We start from the raw sequence: 15,058 nt of genomic DNA on the forward strand, positions 1-15,058 counted from the left end.
CTCAGAGCAGGCCAGAGGGCGCCTGAAGCGCGGAGTACGGCATGATGCGCCACAAGATCGGCCGCCTTGGCGGTTTCGTCCTTATCCTGACGGGCGTCGTCGGCCTTTCGGGCTGCCAGGCGATCTATGACGACACCAAGGGCTGGGCCAACCGGCTGGAGGCCTCGATCCTGGAGGCTGCGGACGATCTGTCGAAGGGCAATGCCGCACCGAGCAGCCCTGACAGCAGCCTGGAATGGGTGCCCGAAACCCCGGAGCGCAGCGGTGACGTGGCCAGCGGCGTGATCGGGCAGACAGCCGCCACAATGGCTGGTTCGAAGGTCCCCGAAGCCGCCGGCCCGGGCGCCAGCACATCCGCCGCCCCCTCAAGCAGCGCGCGGTCCGAAAAGGCCGGCGCGGCATCCACGGATAACCCAGCCGAAACGCCAGTGGCCGTGATCGATCCGACGGGCCCGGTCGGCGCCGAGCCCCAGGTTGCCGCGCCGCCGATTCCGCAGCGCAAACCGAAGGGCGCTACGGCTAAGCAGACCGTCAAGGACGCGCCGACGGCCGAAGGCGATCCCAAGAAGCGGCCGAACACCGGAAACCTGGTCGCCCACCTCTCCTCCCTGCGCTCGGAGGAAGCCGCCCGGAAGGAGTGGCAGGCCCTCAAGAAAGCCTTCCCGGAACAGCTGAGCCGGTTCGACCGGGCCATCGCCAAGACCGAAATCGCCAAGCGCGGAACCTTCTACCGGGTTCTGGCCGGCCCCCTGAGGTCGAGGCAAGCGGCGCGGGAACTGTGTACGGCCCTAAAGGCCAAGAAGCAGTACTGCCAGGTGATGAAGGCGCCACAGCCCGCCGAGGCTCAGCCGTCCAGCGGCGACGGCAGGAACTCCGCAGTCCGCCCTGTCACATAGTAGGCCAGCAGGCCCACCCACTCATGCAGGGCCAGCGCCGCCATATCCAGTGAACCGCCGGGCTGGCGCGGCCAGACCAGCCTGTCCGGGTGGGTCCTGTAGTCCACCGGGTGCGGAACCACCGAAAGGCCGGCCGCCCTGAAGCTGGCCACGGCGCGCGGCATGTGCCAGGCAGAGGTGATCAGCAACCAGGGCCGGTCATCATCCCCCGCCAGTCTTGCCGTAAGGCGCGCGTTCTCGGCCGTGTTGCGCGACTGGGCCTCAAAGCGCACCCGCGTCATCGGCAGACCTTGCTGCGCGAACAGCTGCCTGGTGATCTGTGCTTCGTTGAGCCCGCGCGGCACGAGGCGGCCGCTGAAGCCGGAGACGATGAGCGGACGGTCGAGCATCGCGCGGTGCAGCGCCATTGCCGTGGTCAGACGCTCGGCATTGCCATTCAGGGTCACCTCTCCACGTGCCGCGGCAATCTCGCCGTCGCCGGTGGCGCCTCCCAGGACAATGATACCCGCTACCGCCGGGCCGGACGGCGGCACCGCGAAGCGGTTTTCGAGGGTCCGGACCAGAAGCTCCGGGACCGGGGTCGCCAGAATGAGCAGCCCGTAGAGCACGAGCAAGAGGCCGAAAAGGCGCCCGAGGCGGCGCCACCCGATGGCCCGAAAGCCGAGCCAGGCAAGCCACAGAATCAGCAATGCGTTCAGTGGCTTGAGAACGAACCACGCTATCTTGGAAAGGAAGAAAAAGCTCATTTCCATTTGATTCTAAACAAGTTTTTCCCCGAATCTCTCGGCGACCGAACCTGCCAACAGGATACAAAAAAGCCGCGCCCCGAGGCGCGGCCTTTTCGGAATTGATGGTCGGAGCGGCAGGATTTGAACCTACGACCCCCACACCCCCAGTGTGGTGCGCTACCAGGCTGCGCTACGCTCCGACAGGTTCTTCTCGCGCTCAAAAGCGCGGGCTTTGTATAGCGACCGGCAGGGCTGAAGGCAATGCTTGCCTGCCGTGCTCAGCCGGCCTTCTTGTTGGCGCTCTTCAGGAGATCCCGCAACTCGCTCAACTCGGCAATGATCTCGTTGATCTCCTGCGTCTTCTGCCCGTCGAAGGCGGCGGTCTCCGGCCCGGCCGCCGCTTCGGGAGCAGCCCCGTCATCTTTCGCCCGTCCCTCCCTCAGCAGCTTTTGCACGCCTTTGATCGTATAGCCCTCGCTGTACAGCAGATCGCGGATCCGCTTCAGCAGCGCGATGTCTTCGGGCCTGTAATAGCGCCGGCCGCCGCCGCGCTTCAGGGGACGGACCTGGCTGAACTTGCCCTCCCAAAAACGCAGAACATGCTGGGGTACATCCAGCTCTTCGCTGACCTCGCTGATGGTCCGAAAGGCTGATGCTGACTTACCGGCGGGGCGACTGGCTTGCATTCTGACCTAGGAAAATCCTGCTGATGACTGCGTTAGTGGGAAACTTCATGACCAACGCTGCTGAGCGAGTCGTTGATCCGGTTCTTCAAGACATGGGAGGCGCGGAACACCAGGACCCGGCGCGGCAGGATCGGCACTTCTTCGCCTGTCTTCGGATTGCGGCCGATTCGCTCTCCCTTCTCGCGAACCGAGAAGCTGCCGAAGGAAGAGAGCTTCACCATCTCTCCACGGACGAGGGCGTCTGAGATCTCATTCAGCACCGACTCGACCAGATCCGCCGACTCGTTTCGAGACAAACCGACCTCCTGATAGACGGCCTCACTGAGGTCAGCCCTCGTAATCGTCCCTCCTGCCATTCCCCCCTCCGTCGTATTGCTAGGTTCGGAAGACCTTAGCGCAACGCTAATAAGCGGTCAATTATGCAGGGAATACCGTGGGATGCGACTTATTTTTGACGCAGCCTGACAAGCCAAGGGCAGAGCCGGCGGCAGCGCTGCGGTTTACCAGCGAACCAGCGCTGATCCCCAGGTAAAGCCGCCGCCCATCGCTTCCATGAGCAGCAGGTCGCCGCTTTGGATGCGGCCGTCGCCGACCGCTTCGTTGAGCGCCAGAGGGATCGACGCAGCGGAGGTGTTGGCGTGACGGTCGACCGTCACCACCACGCGGTCGCTCGGCAGGTTCAGCCGCCGCCCCATCGATTCGATGATGCGGATGTTGGCCTGATGCGGCACCAGCCAGTCGACATCGCCCGGCGTCAGGCCGTTGGCGTCCAGGGCTGCATCGACGGCCTCGGCCATGCGGACAACGGCGTGGCGAAAGACCTCCCGCCCCTCCATCCGCAGATGCCCTACCGACTGGGTCGACGAAGGGCCGCCATCCACGTAAAGGGCGTCATGGTGGCTGCCGTCGGAGTAGATATGAGTCGAAAGGACACCGCGACCGCTGCCGTTGACGCCGGCGGCAGGACGGTCGGCCTCCAGCACGACCGCGCCGGCGCCGTCGCCGAACAGCACGCAGGTCGAGCGGTCCGTCCAATCGAGAATACGCGAGAAGGTCTCGGCGCCGATCACAAGGGCCTTCTTCGCCTGTCCGACACGCAGGAAGTTGTCCGCAACCGACAGGCCGTAGACAAAGCCGCTGCAGACCGCCTGCACGTCGAAAGCCGCCCCCTGAGACATGCCGAGCCGGTGTTGAATACGTGTCGCCGTGGCGGGAAAGGTTTCATCCGGCGTCGAGGTGGCGCAGACGATGAGGTCGATCTCCTGGGCAGCCACCCCGGCCACGGCCAGAGCCTCGCGCGCCGCGGCAACGCCCAGATCGGAGGTCATCTCCCCCTCGGCAGCGATGTGGCGCTGGCAGATGCCGGTGCGCTGACGGATCCACGCGTCGTTGGTGTCAACGCGCTCGGCAAGCTGGGCGTTGGTGATGACTTGTGCAGGCAGGTAGGCCCCGCAGCCTGTGACAAGGGATCGGAACATCACTAAACCGCGGCCACCTGCGCCTTGTCGGGGCCGCGATCGAGGATTGCGAGATCCGAGCGGATTTTCTCGGTGATGCCGTGGCGGTGCATGTCGACAGCGACGCCGATGGCGTTGGCAAAGCCAAGCGCGTCCGTACCGCCATGGCTCTTCACCGCGATGCCGTTGAGGCCCAGAAACATCGCCCCGTTGTATCCGCGTGGATCGACCCGCTTGCGCAGCTTGCGCATGGCCGGTCGGGCCAGCAGGTAGCCGAGGCTCGCCAGGATCGAAGATCGGAAGGTGTGGCGCATGTATTCGTTGATCAGCTTTGCGGTGCCCTCTGCCGTCTTCAGCGACACGTTCCCGGTGAATCCGTCGGTGACAATCACGTCGGCCGATCCCTTAGCAATATCGTCCCCCTCCACGAAGCCCAGGAACTCGCCCGGCAGTCCACTGGTCTTCAGGATGCCGCTGGCCTCATGCAGCGCCTCGTGGCCCTTGGTGTCTTCCGAGCCGACGTTCAAAAGCGCGTAGCTGGGCTGCAGCAGTCCGAGGACGGAGCGCGCAAAGGCGTTCCCCATCACCGCGAAGTCCACCAGGTTCTCGGCATCGCAATTGACGTTGGCGCCGAGATCCAGCATCACCGATTCGCCGCGCATGGTAGGGAAGAAGGAAGCGATCGCCGGCCGGTTGATGCCGGGAAGAGTCTTCAGCACGAACTTCGCCATCGCCATCAGCGCGCCGGTGTTGCCCGCCGAGACGACGCAATCCGCCCGCCCATCCTGGACCGCGTTGATGGCCAGGCGCATGCTGGACTGGCGCCCGGACCGCAGCGCGACGGAGGGCTTCTCATCGCTGCTCACCACATCGTCAGTGTGGTGAAGCGCGGTGACCTCCTTCAGGCGGCGCTTGCGCTGAAGCAAGGGCGCAACCTCGGCTTCGCGCCCGAACATGGCGAACTGCACCTCGGGAAACCGCTCCCGCGCGATGTCGGCGCCGTGCACGACCATGCCGGGCGCCGCATCGCCGCCCATGGCGTCAAGCGCGATGGTGAGAGTCTTGCCCATCGGCTAGACCGCGCCCAACGGCCCACAGCGGGCCGGACGCAGCGCCGGACAAGCCTCAGAGGCTCTCCGCGTCCGCAACTTCGCGTCCATCATAGTAGCCACAGGCAGCGCAGACGTGATGGGGCCGCTTCAGTTCGCCGCAGTTGGGGCACTCATGGTAGCTGCCAGCGGCCAGGGCATCGTGGGCCCGGCGGTTGTTCCGCCTCGATCGGGTCACCTTACTCTTTGGAACAGCCATTTCTCTCTTCTTTCTTCGTAACGCAAAGTCGCGGAATTCAGCGACTACTTAGCCAATCCAGGCCACATCAGCAAGCAATGCCGAAACAGCATCTCAGATACAACTTAACCTATTCTTTACCCTTCAGCACCTTCAGAGCGGCGAAGGGATGGTCCGCCGCCACCTCGTCCTGCGCCTGATAGTCCGGCGGCAGGACAGCGCCCTCCGCCCTCGGATACGGATCCAGCGAAACAGCCAGGTCCTGGACCACCAGTTCCCCGAGGTCAATTCCCTCCAACGGCAGCGGTTCCGGCGGATCCTCGCCCTCCGGGTCCACCACGATCTCGTGGACCGCCTCGCCCCGGTCCCCGGCGCCCGCACCGGCGCCGGAGGTCAGGAAAGACGTCCGGAGACATCCTTCAAGCGCCTGATGGACAGGATCCAGTGTCACGACACAGGCCTGGCTGAGTTCTGCCCGCCAGTCACAGCTTACCAGCACCAGCCCGCCCAAACCGCCGCGAATCCGGCACCGGGCCGAAAGGCAGTCGAGGCCAAGGAGTCCGAGCCTTTCCTGCAGCCGGCCCCTTTCCTCCGCGGAGGCTTCGATCCGATCCTCGATCGCCTGGCTTCCCAGGCGCTCCGGACCCACAATCCTTGAAAACTCGCTCCCCGCCTGTGCGGCAGTTCCACCCACGGCAGTCCTCCGCCTCCAGCCTCGAAAAGCGGCGCACCATAGGGGCTGCGCCGCGCCGGGTCAATCCCCTAGAGCGCCCCTCGCAAGCCGCCAAAACCCCAGGTTTTTCGCCCTTCTTCAGGCCTCCAGGAGTACGAAGTCGACTGTGCCGCCACGCAGGTCAGCCCCCGGCTGGCGGTCGAGGGCCTCGACCTGGGTTCGCACATAGTCGAGCAAGTCCTGGGGATCGGGCGGGCGGTCGGAAACGGTGCCGTAGGCATTGCGGATCAATGCCGCCTTCAGGTCCTCCGCGCAGCCGGGAAATCCGGCTGCCAAAGCGCGCTCGTAGCTGGACAGGCGGCCCATGAAGCCTTCGGCCATGCGCTGGACCCGCTTGCCGACCCCCAGGTCGCCGGCCCCCATTTCCCGGAGGGAGCGGTCCATATCGGCGAAAAACGCTTCCTGCAGGGCACCGGCCAGGGCCTCGCCCTCCGGGAAATCGCGCTTCATGCGCCTGAGGACCAGGACAAGATGCAGCACGATCGATTCAAAGCGGCCGTCGACGCTGTCGGGTATGCCGAGATCGCGGAAAAGGCCGGGCTGCCGCGCCGCCTCGACCACCTGACCGTAAAGCGTCCAGGCCGTCCCCTCCACCGGGTCGGGCTTCAGAAGTCGCCTGAAAAACATTGCTTTCCCGTCCTGCCCCGCGCCGATTGCGGTTGCGCTCTTGCAAAGTCCTTGCGATTAAGGTCTTGAAATGGCACCAGCGCCGGGTTTAATCAAGGTATTCGGGGTCTAACGAGGGGTTCACCGTGACCGTCACCATGGAGCAGAAACTGCGCCGTTGGCGCATTGTGCTGCCCGCCACCGCAGTTTGTGCCGCCTGCCTGGCCCTTTCCGCCTGCAGCAACGCAGTTCAGGTCCGCGGCAACATGCCGGACATGGAAGAAATCGCGGAGATCGAGCCGGGCGTCCACAGCCGCCAGGACATCGTCGACATGCTGGGCTCCCCCTCGACCGTCTCCACCTTCCAGGACCGCAAGTGGTACTACATCGGCCAGAAAACCCAGGAATTCGCGTTCCTGAAGCCGGAGGTCGTGGACCGCAGCGTCCTGGTGGTCACTTTCGACGAGGCAGGCTACGTCGACCAGACCTCACACCTCACCCTGGCCGATTCGCAGGAAATCCAACCGGTGGACCGCACCACCCCGACGGAAGGACGTGACCTGACGCTGCTGCAGCAGCTGTTCGGAAATCTCGGACGCTTCGGCGGACCAAGCTCGAACTAGCCCCTCCCCCGGCGCCTCACAAAGAGGCCAGACGAAAAAAAGCCCCGGAACGTCGTTCCGGGGCTTTTCTTGTACCGAACCTCCGCTGCCTCAGTGGGCCAGGAAGGCCAGCAGCAGCAGTGCCACGATGTTGGTGATCTTGATCATCGGGTTCACCGCCGGTCCGGCCGTGTCCTTGTAAGGATCGCCGACCGTGTCGCCGGTCACCGCGGCCTTGTGCGCCTCGGAACCCTTGCCGCCGTGATTGCCGTCCTCGATGTACTTCTTGGCGTTGTCCCAGGCACCGCCGCCGGCCGTCATGGAGATGGCCACGAAGATGCCGGTGACGATGACCCCCAAAAGCATGGCGCCGACGGCACCAAGCGCCGCAGCCTGGCCGCCGATCGCCAGGACGACGAAGTAGACCACCACAGGCGACAGCACCGGCAGCATCGAGGGGATGATCATCTCCTTGATCGCCGCCTTGGTCAGCAGGTCGACACAGGTGCCGTACTCGGGCTTGCCGGTGCCTTCCATGATGCCGGGGATCTCCTTGAACTGTCGACGTACCTCGATCACCACCGACCCCGCGGCACGGCCCACCGCGGTCATGCCCAACGCCCCGAAGAGGTAGGGCAGCAGACCGCCGATGATGAGACCCACGACCACGTAGGGATTGGAAAGCGAGAAGTCGACCGCGCCATCGAGCTGAATCGACCCGTCGGCTACGAAGAGCTCGAGGTCGGAAGTATAGGCGGCGAACAGCACCAGTGCGCCGAGGCCGGCGGAGGCGATGGCGTAGCCCTTGGTCACCGCCTTGGTGGTGTTGCCCACGGCGTCCAGCGCGTCGGTGGTCTTGCGGACTTCGTCGTCCAGTTCCGCCATCTCGGCGATGCCGCCGGCGTTGTCGGTGACCGGACCATAGGCGTCGAGGGCAACCACCATACCGGCCAGCGCCAGCATGGTCGTCACCGCAATGGCGATGCCGAGCAGACCCGCGAGCAGGTAGGTGGTGATGATGCCGGCGCAGATGATAAGCGCCGGCACCGCCGTGGCTTCCATCGAAATCGCCAGCCCCTGGATCACGTTGGTGCCGTGGCCGGTCACCGAAGAGGCGGCCACCGACCGCACCGGGCGGTATTCGGTGCCGGTGTAGTACTCGGTGATCCAGATGATGGCGCCGGTGACAACCAGGCCGACGATGCCGCAGATGTAGAGGTCGAGACCGTCGAAGGTGACCCCGGCCGCAGTCATGGTTGTGTCCATGCCGACGATGTAGTCGGTCACCGGCCAGAGACCGATGGCAGACAAGACGGCCGAGGCGATGAAGCCCTTGTAGAGCGCGCCCATGATGCTCTGCGAGGCGCCCAGCTTCACGAAGAAGGTGCCGATGATCGAGGTGACGATGCAGACGGCACCCACGGTCAGCGGGTAGACCACAAGCGAGGAAATGTTGGGATCGCCGACGGCGAAGATCGTGGCGAGCACCATCGTGGCAACCACGGTCACCACATAGGTCTCGAAAAGATCCGCCGCCATGCCCGCGCAGTCGCCGACATTGTCGCCGACGTTGTCGGCGATCACCGCGGGATTGCGGGGGTCGTCTTCGGGGATGCCCGCTTCGACCTTGCCGACCAGGTCGGCACCGACGTCGGCACCCTTGGTGAAGATGCCGCCGCCGAGGCGCGCGAAGATCGAGATCAGCGAGGCGCCGAAGCCGAGGGCCACCAGAGCGACCGAGATATCGCGCTCGCTCACGCCCATCTCGAGCAGCACGACGTAGTAGCCGGCGACCGACAGCAGCGCGAGTCCGGCCACCAGCATGCCGGTGATCGCGCCGGCGCGGAAGGCGATGGAGAGACCCTCTGCCAATCCCTTGCGCGCCGCTTCCGCCGTGCGGACGTTGGCGCGGACCGAGACGAGCATGCCGACATAGCCGGCGACGCCGGAGAGAATGGCGCCGATCAGAAACCCGATCCCGTCTGCCCAGCCCAAAGACACGCCGAGCAGGACGAAGATGACGATACCGACCAGGGCAATCGTCCGGTACTGGCGATTGAGGTAGGCCTGCGCCCCCTCCTGCACCGCACCGGCAATCTCCTGCATCCGTGCATTTCCGGCAGAGGCCGAGAGAACCGACCGGGTGGCCCAAACGCCATAAACAATGGCCAGCCCACCGCAGACGAGCACCAAGATCAACTCGATTGACATATGGAATCCCTCAAGATGGAAAGCCCGGTTCGACGACGGGAACCGGGCGCAAAGACTCTGCCGCAGAGCAGCAGCACCCCGAAATCGCGCGGAAAATGCCAGAATCCCCAGGGTAAGGCAACCGCTACGCGACTGCTTTCTTGGGGCAAATTTCGCCCGCCCGGTGCGGCCGAACCCGGTTCAGCGCTGCGCAGAGAGCGGATTCAGGCGCTGGCGCGCTGGCGGACCAGCCAGAGCGCGGCAGTGGCCGCCGCGAGGATCGGCAGGATGATGCTGATGTTGAGGATCTGCCATCCCAAGGCGTTGAAAACCGCGCCTGAGGCCAGGGCTGTGAAGGCCGTGGTGCCGAACACCATGAACTCGTTGAAGGCCTGCACCCTGGACTGTTCCTCAGGCCGGTAGGTCTCGGTCAGAAGGGTTGTCGCCCCCACGTACATGAAGTTCCAGCCGACCCCCAGGAGCACCAGGCCACCCCAGAACTGGAGCACCTCGACACCGGTCAGGTTCACCGCGACGCAGGCCAGGATCAACAGCGCGCCGATGGAGATCACCTGCAGCACGCCGATTCGCTCGATGATATGGCCGGTGACGAAGGAGGGCGCATACATGCCGACGACGTGCCACTGAATCACGAAGGCCGCGGTCTCGAAGGGGTGCAGGCAGGCGATCATCGCCAGCGGCGTCGAAACCATGATCAGGTTCATCGAACCGTAGGCCACCATGGCGCAGAGAACCGCGACGATCAGCGAAGGTTGGGAAAGGAGTTCGCGCAGCGGGCGGCCGCCCCCGCCCTGCCGGTGTCCGGGGGCGGGCGGCAGATCGATAGCCTGGACCAGCGCCAGGCCGGCAAAGGCCAGGGCGGCGATGGCCGCATAGCCACCGGCAAAAAGGATCGGGGCAAAGAGGTCCCGGCTCCATTTCGCGAGCTCAGGACCCAGGATCGCCGAAGCGACCCCGCCCACCATGACCAGGGAGATGGCGCGGCTGCGCAGTTCCGGGCCGGCCACTTCGGCAGCGGCGAAGCGATAAAGCGCGACATGGGCAGAAAAGGCGCCCAGCAGCGCCGCGCCGGCACAAAACATGGTGAAGCTGCCGAGAATGACGGCCTGGCAGGCGACCGCCCCGCCGGCAATGCCGAGCAGCCCGCCGATGGTGAAGCCGACCCGCCGCCCGAAGCGCCCCATCAGCAGCGAGGCCGGGATGGTCGAGGCCGCTGTCGCCACGAACTGCAGGGCCAGCGGAAAGGTCGCCAGGGAGGGGTCCGGCGCCAGGCTGTTGCCGACCAGGGCGGTAATGGTGATCGACAGCGCCATACAGCTCATGCCCAGGGCCTGACAGACGGCCAGCAGAGCTACGTTGCGCATGACGGGTCCGCGCCGGGTGATCGAAGCGTCATCCATGGCGACAGTCTAGCCGCAGACGACAGAATGACGAGACCCCATTGACGCGCGGTCCTGCGCGCAATCGCCGCATCCTTCCGGCGCGCGGGTCAGGCCCGGTTCGGCTGACGCCTTTCAAGCTCCCGCAGCAGGATGTCGGCCACCACGCCCTCCCCCAGAAGCCGGTCGCAGAGGGCGAGCAGCCGCTTGCGGACCAGGGGGGATTCAAAGCCGGTCTGGCGCACGATCCGCATCGCGAAGAGAGCGTGCATTTCATGCAGGAAGGCATCGCGGAGCCGCGCCATGTTGCGGTCCGTGATCTCCTGGTCCCAGGTGTCGTAGAGCTGGAGGGTCAGCTGCATCGTTATGTGGTGCGTGACCTCCCCTTCCTGAATCAGGGAGATGATCAGCGGCCGCAGAGGAACGTAGGCAGGCTCGGGTTTGCTGATCTGAGAGATCAGTTCTTCGGTCTTGGCGGCGCCGGGGCCCATCACGAACCACCAGGCCCCGCCGCCCGCGCCGAGCAGCAGAATCACAGCGACCACTATGAGAATGACAATCCGCACCAGACCCGATCCAGTCCGCACCCAACAACGTCAGCCCCCTGTCATAGGACCGGCGGGTAAAGATGGTGTTAAGCATTAACGCCTTGATAATGTTTTAGAAATGGGTCCAGCCGGTGGACTCGAGCTGGACCTCCCGCCCGGCCGCGTCCAAAACCGCAAGCCCCGGGTCGCGGCGCGCCTCACCGATGCGGGTCAGGGGCAGAGACAGGTCCGCTGCAAGCGCCGTCAGCGCATCGCGCCGATCGGCAGCAGCGCCGAAGAGAAGCTCGTAGTCGCCGCCGCCGGACAGCAGACCGGCCCGCGTTTCGCCCGCTTGATCGAGCGCCTGCCGCGCCGCATCGCTGACCGGAAGGTCCTGCAAACGGACAACCGCACCGACGCCGGAGCCTGCCAGCAGATGCCCAAGGTCCTGGGCAAGGCCGTCAGAAACGTCGATGGCGGCGCCGGCGAGGCCGCGTTCCAGGAGCGCCTGACCGAGATCGACGCGCGGATCAGGGCAGCGGTAGCGCTGAATCAGGCCATCGCGCGGCACGGGCGGCAGTCCCGGGATCTCGCCCCGGAGCAGCCTCAGGCCGAGATGGGCGTCCCCAAGGGTTCCCGAGAGATAGAGGTCGTCGCCGGGCTTCAGCGAACTGCGGTCCAGCACAGCCGCGCCGGCCAGCGTGCCGAAGGCGGTGAGGCTGAGGGTCATCGGGCCCGGCGTTGCCGTGGTGTCGCCGCCCACGAGGGTGACATCGTAGCGCGATTGGTCCGCAGCCAGTCCCAGGCAGAAGGCCGCAAGCCAGCTCTCTTCCAGATCCTGGGGCCAGGATGCGGACAGCAGGTAGGCCAAGGGCTTGGCCCCCATGGCGGCCAGATCCGAGAGGCTGACGCGGAGCAGTTTCTTGGCCACCGTCTCCGGCGGGTCGTCGGGCAGGAAGTGCCGTCCGGCGATCATGCAGTCCACGGTGGTGACCAGCCGGGCGCCGGGCTCCAGTTGGAGCACCGCCGCGTCGTTCTTCAGGGAAAAGGCTCCGGCAGCACCCTGGGCCAGGGGCGCCAGATAGCGCTCGATAACCGCAAACTCCCCTGAGATCCGAGCCACTGGCGCCGTCCCCGGCGGCTTCAGGTGATGTCCGGCAGAGCCGCGGCTTCGCCGAACTCCTCCGCGCGCAGCACATGAGCCAGGCGGTCGAGCATGCCGTTGACGAAGGCCGTCTCGCGCCCGTCGAAGAACGCGTTCGCGAGATCGACGTATTCCGAGATCACCACCCGCGCCGGCACTTCAAAGCGTGCCGAAAGCTCGAAAGCCGCCGCACGCAGAAGCGACAGCAGCAGGATCTCCAGGCGCTCGATGGTCCAATCCTCGTCGAGGACTGCCGCCAGCATGTCGTCCAGGTCGTCGACCTCCGCACAGACGCCCTCGACCAGTTCCGACAGCAGCGGCCGGTTGACGCTTGCGTGCTTCAGACCCTCCAGATCCTCCTCGATCCGGTGCTCGAGAAACTCTGCAATCACCTCGGAAGGAGGCTTCTTGTTGAGGCTGATCTGATAGAGCGCCTGGACAGCGAGCAGCCTTGCGGCACTGAGCCCGGAGGGCCGTCGGCGGCCCGCCTTGCCGGCGGAAGGGTTTTGCGAACTTTTGGCCACCTGAAAGCGATCCCGGGTCCAGTCCTGGGGTGGAGACGAAGCGTTCAGCGAGGATAAAGGTGGAAGTGCCGCTTCACGTCAAGCATTGCAAGGCAGGCAGCAGCCGCATCCCCGCCCTTGTTCTTCTGGTCGACATCGGCGCGCACCCAGGCCTGTTCCATGGTCTCGCAGGTCAGAATTCCGTAGCCGAGCGCCAGGGTGTGGCGGCAGGCAAGATCCTGAAGTGCCCGCGCACTCTCCGTGCAGACGTAGTCGTAGTGCGTGGTCTCGCCCCGGATCACGCAGCCGAGAGTCACATAGCCGTCGAAACGGCGGCGTCCGGCGAAGAAGTTCATGGACTTCACCGCCATCTGGACAACGGCCGGAATCTCGAAGGCGCCCGGCACTTCGACGCGCTCGTGAGTCACGTCGGCGGCATCCAAGGCGGCCCTGGCGCCCGCGTAGAGCGCGTCGGCGATGTCGCTGTAGAACCGCGCCTCGACAACCAGGATATGCGGCCTGTCATCCATGCGGTCGCTCATTGCGCCTCCCCCCCGGCGGGCTCTATCCGGCGCTGGCCCACCACCCTGAGCCCATAGCCTTCGAGGCCGACGATGGTGCGCTTGGTGTTGGACAGCAGGATCATGTCGCGCACCCCCAGGTCCAACAGGATCTGGGCGCCCACGCCGTAATCGCGCAGCGCGGCCCCCGGCTTGCGCTTGCCCTCCAGGCGCGACTGCAGAGAGGCCGAGAGTGCGTCGGCCGAGGGCTCGCGGATCAGCACGACGGCGCCGCGGCCCTCCTCGCCGATGATCCGCATGGCTGCCTGAAGGTCGCCCGCCTTGCCGCTGGAGCTGTCGCCCAGGATGTCGTCCAGCACGTTGATGGCATGGACCCGCACAGGGACCGGATCCGGGCCGGAGAGATCGCCCTTCCAGATCGCGACATGCTCGGCGTAGTTCACCGTGTTGACGTAGACGGCCAGCTTGAACTCACCGCCAAAGCGGCTTTCGAAACGGCTCTCCAGACGCCTTTCGATCAGAGAGTCGTGCTGACGCCGGTAAGAGATCAGGTCCGCAATGGTCGCGATCTTCAGGCCGTGGCGCTGGGCAAAGGCGATCAGGTCGTCACGCCGCGCCATTGTGCCGTCGTCGTTCATGATCTCGCAGATCACCCCGGAGGGGTTGAGCCCCGCCAGACGCGCCAGATCGACCGCGGCCTCGGTGTGGCCGGCCCGCACCAGAACCCCCCCGTCACGCGCCATCAGGGGAAAGATGTGGCCGGGCGTCGCGATATCGTCGGCGCCCTTGCTGGGATCGATGGCCGTGGCCACCGTGTGGGCGCGATCCGGCGCCGAGATCCCTGTGGTCACACCCTCCGTCGCTTCGATCGACGCGGTGAAGGCGGTCTGATGGCGGGACTCGTTCTTGCGCGCCATCAGCGGCAGCCCCAGTTCTTCGATCCGCTCACGCGTCATCGACAGGCAGATCAGGCCCCGGCCGTAGCGGGCCATGAAGTTGATCGCATCCGGCGTGGCCATCTGTGCGGGGATGACGAGGTCGCCCTCGTTCTCCCGCGACTCATCGTCGACCAGAATGAACATCCGGCCGTTGCGCGCTTCCTCTATGACTTCTTCTACCGGCGAGACCATCTCACCGAAGGTGAGCCGCCAGGGCTCCTGCGACTGTTCCATCTAAAGCCTTCCGTCCAGCAGGCGGTGAACGTAGCGCGCAAGCTGGTCGATTTCCAGGTTAACGCTATCGCCCACCTGTTTGCCGCCCAGCGTCGTGACGGCGGCGGTGTGCGGGATCAGATTGACCCCGAACCGCCGTCCGTTCACATCGTTCACCGTAAGGGAAACGCCGTCCAGGGCGACGGAGCCCTTGGGCGCGATGAACCTGGCCAGCTCCTCCGGCACCTCGAAGTCCAGGCGCAGGGAGCCGTCCTCCGGGCGGCGGGAGACGACACCGGCAACGCCGTCGATATGGCCGGAGACCAGATGCCCGCCGAGCTCGTCACCCATGCGCAGGGAGCGCTCGAAGTTGACCGGCGTTCCCGGCTGCCACGCGCCCAGCGTCGTTTTCGACAGGGTTTCCCCGGACACATCCGCTGCAAACCAGCCGGGCCCCTTGTCCACCACCGTCAGACAGGCCCCGGAACAGGCAATCGAGGCGCCGATGTCGATCTCGCCGGTGTCATAGGCGGTCTCGAAGGTGAAACGGGCATCCGCCCGCTGCTCAACCGCGCGGAGGGTGCCGAGGTCGGTAACGATTCCGGTAAACATGCAAGCGATCTTCTT

The 15,058-nt window shown here is 65.5% G+C and carries 18 protein-coding genes and 1 tRNA gene; 2 read left to right on the top strand and 17 right to left on the bottom strand.

Annotated features, from left to right (window positions below):
• Nucleotides 1–41: 41 nt before the first annotated feature.
• Nucleotides 42–896: an SPOR domain-containing protein gene (locus ACO06P_RS03045; RefSeq protein WP_420348538.1), complete on the top strand. Its 855-nt coding sequence runs from the start codon at nucleotides 42–44 to the stop codon at nucleotides 894–896.
• Here ACO06P_RS03045 and ACO06P_RS03050 read toward each other — a convergent pair.
• The 9 genes from ACO06P_RS03050 to ACO06P_RS03090 all read right to left on the bottom strand — a co-directional run bounded on the left by ACO06P_RS03050 (nucleotide 845) and on the right by ACO06P_RS03090 (nucleotide 6,414).
• Nucleotides 845–1,642 (bottom strand): YdcF family protein, encoded by a 798-nt coding sequence (locus tag ACO06P_RS03050; protein WP_420348539.1) that lies wholly within the window; start codon nucleotides 1,640–1,642, stop codon nucleotides 845–847. The genes ACO06P_RS03045 and ACO06P_RS03050 overlap by 52 nt on opposite strands.
• A gap of 105 nt (nucleotides 1,643–1,747) precedes the next feature.
• Nucleotides 1,748–1,824, bottom strand: a tRNA-Pro gene (locus ACO06P_RS03055).
• Between the two features lie 78 nt (nucleotides 1,825–1,902).
• Entirely contained in the window at nucleotides 1,903–2,310 is a 408-nt protein-coding gene (locus tag ACO06P_RS03060; RefSeq protein WP_420348540.1) for a MerR family transcriptional regulator, read from the bottom strand.
• Between the two features lie 32 nt (nucleotides 2,311–2,342).
• Entirely contained in the window at nucleotides 2,343–2,666 is a 324-nt protein-coding gene (locus ACO06P_RS03065; protein WP_420348541.1) for an integration host factor subunit alpha, read from the bottom strand.
• Nucleotides 2,667–2,810: 144 nt separating this feature from the next.
• A complete protein-coding gene (locus ACO06P_RS03070) occupies nucleotides 2,811–3,788 on the bottom strand; it encodes a beta-ketoacyl-ACP synthase III (protein WP_420348542.1) in 978 nt (325 codons plus the stop codon).
• Nucleotides 3,789–3,790: 2 nt separating this feature from the next.
• Nucleotides 3,791–4,837, bottom strand: a complete 1,047-nt coding sequence (plsX, locus tag ACO06P_RS03075; protein ID WP_420348543.1) for a phosphate acyltransferase PlsX — start codon at nucleotides 4,835–4,837, stop codon at nucleotides 3,791–3,793.
• A gap of 55 nt (nucleotides 4,838–4,892) precedes the next feature.
• Nucleotides 4,893–5,075, bottom strand: coding sequence for a 50S ribosomal protein L32 (rpmF, locus tag ACO06P_RS03080; protein ID WP_420348544.1), 183 nt, complete (start codon nucleotides 5,073–5,075; stop codon nucleotides 4,893–4,895).
• Nucleotides 5,076–5,184: 109 nt separating this feature from the next.
• Nucleotides 5,185–5,505: a hypothetical protein gene (locus ACO06P_RS03085; protein ID WP_420348545.1), complete on the bottom strand. Its 321-nt coding sequence runs from the start codon at nucleotides 5,503–5,505 to the stop codon at nucleotides 5,185–5,187.
• A 360-nt stretch (nucleotides 5,506–5,865) separates the two neighbouring features.
• Nucleotides 5,866–6,414 (bottom strand): ubiquinol-cytochrome C chaperone family protein, encoded by a 549-nt coding sequence (locus tag ACO06P_RS03090; protein WP_420348546.1) that lies wholly within the window; start codon nucleotides 6,412–6,414, stop codon nucleotides 5,866–5,868.
• 125 nt (nucleotides 6,415–6,539) lie between these two features.
• Here ACO06P_RS03090 and ACO06P_RS03095 point away from each other — a divergent pair, with 125 nt between their 5' ends.
• Nucleotides 6,540–7,016, top strand: a complete 477-nt coding sequence (locus tag ACO06P_RS03095) for an outer membrane protein assembly factor BamE (RefSeq protein ID WP_420348547.1) — start codon at nucleotides 6,540–6,542, stop codon at nucleotides 7,014–7,016.
• Between the two features lie 90 nt (nucleotides 7,017–7,106).
• Here ACO06P_RS03095 and ACO06P_RS03100 read toward each other — a convergent pair whose 3' ends face one another.
• The 8 genes from ACO06P_RS03100 to ACO06P_RS03135 form a co-directional block, all read right to left on the bottom strand.
• Nucleotides 7,107–9,206 carry a sodium-translocating pyrophosphatase gene (locus ACO06P_RS03100; protein WP_420348548.1) on the bottom strand — a complete coding sequence of 700 codons (2,100 nt, stop codon included), beginning with the start codon at nucleotides 9,204–9,206 and terminating at the stop codon, nucleotides 7,107–7,109.
• A 203-nt stretch (nucleotides 9,207–9,409) separates the two neighbouring features.
• Complete coding sequence (locus ACO06P_RS03105) at nucleotides 9,410–10,606, bottom strand: MFS transporter (protein WP_420348549.1); 1,197 nt, start codon at nucleotides 10,604–10,606, stop codon at nucleotides 9,410–9,412.
• 89 nt (nucleotides 10,607–10,695) lie between these two features.
• The gene (locus tag ACO06P_RS03110; RefSeq protein ID WP_420348550.1) at nucleotides 10,696–11,151 is read right to left on the bottom strand and encodes a flagellar basal body-associated FliL family protein; all 456 of its coding nucleotides are present in this window, start codon (nucleotides 11,149–11,151) and stop codon (nucleotides 10,696–10,698) included.
• A 94-nt stretch (nucleotides 11,152–11,245) separates the two neighbouring features.
• Nucleotides 11,246–12,235: a thiamine-phosphate kinase gene (gene thiL / locus ACO06P_RS03115; protein WP_420348551.1), complete on the bottom strand. Its 990-nt coding sequence runs from the start codon at nucleotides 12,233–12,235 to the stop codon at nucleotides 11,246–11,248.
• A 20-nt stretch (nucleotides 12,236–12,255) separates the two neighbouring features.
• A complete protein-coding gene (gene nusB, locus ACO06P_RS03120) occupies nucleotides 12,256–12,780 on the bottom strand; it encodes a transcription antitermination factor NusB (RefSeq protein WP_420348552.1) in 525 nt (174 codons plus the stop codon).
• A gap of 44 nt (nucleotides 12,781–12,824) precedes the next feature.
• Nucleotides 12,825–13,289, bottom strand: coding sequence for a 6,7-dimethyl-8-ribityllumazine synthase (locus ACO06P_RS03125; protein WP_420349689.1), 465 nt, complete (start codon nucleotides 13,287–13,289; stop codon nucleotides 12,825–12,827).
• An 8-nt stretch (nucleotides 13,290–13,297) separates the two neighbouring features.
• Complete coding sequence (gene ribB, locus ACO06P_RS03130) at nucleotides 13,298–14,452, bottom strand: 3,4-dihydroxy-2-butanone-4-phosphate synthase (RefSeq protein ID WP_420348553.1); 1,155 nt, start codon at nucleotides 14,450–14,452, stop codon at nucleotides 13,298–13,300.
• Nucleotides 14,453–15,043, bottom strand: coding sequence for a riboflavin synthase (locus ACO06P_RS03135; RefSeq protein ID WP_420348554.1), 591 nt, complete (start codon nucleotides 15,041–15,043; stop codon nucleotides 14,453–14,455). It abuts the gene before it with no gap.
• Nucleotides 15,044–15,058 lie beyond the last annotated feature (15 nt).

Source organism: Pelagibius sp. (assembly GCF_965227505.1).
Classification (GTDB): domain Bacteria; phylum Pseudomonadota; class Alphaproteobacteria; order Kiloniellales; family Kiloniellaceae; genus Pelagibius.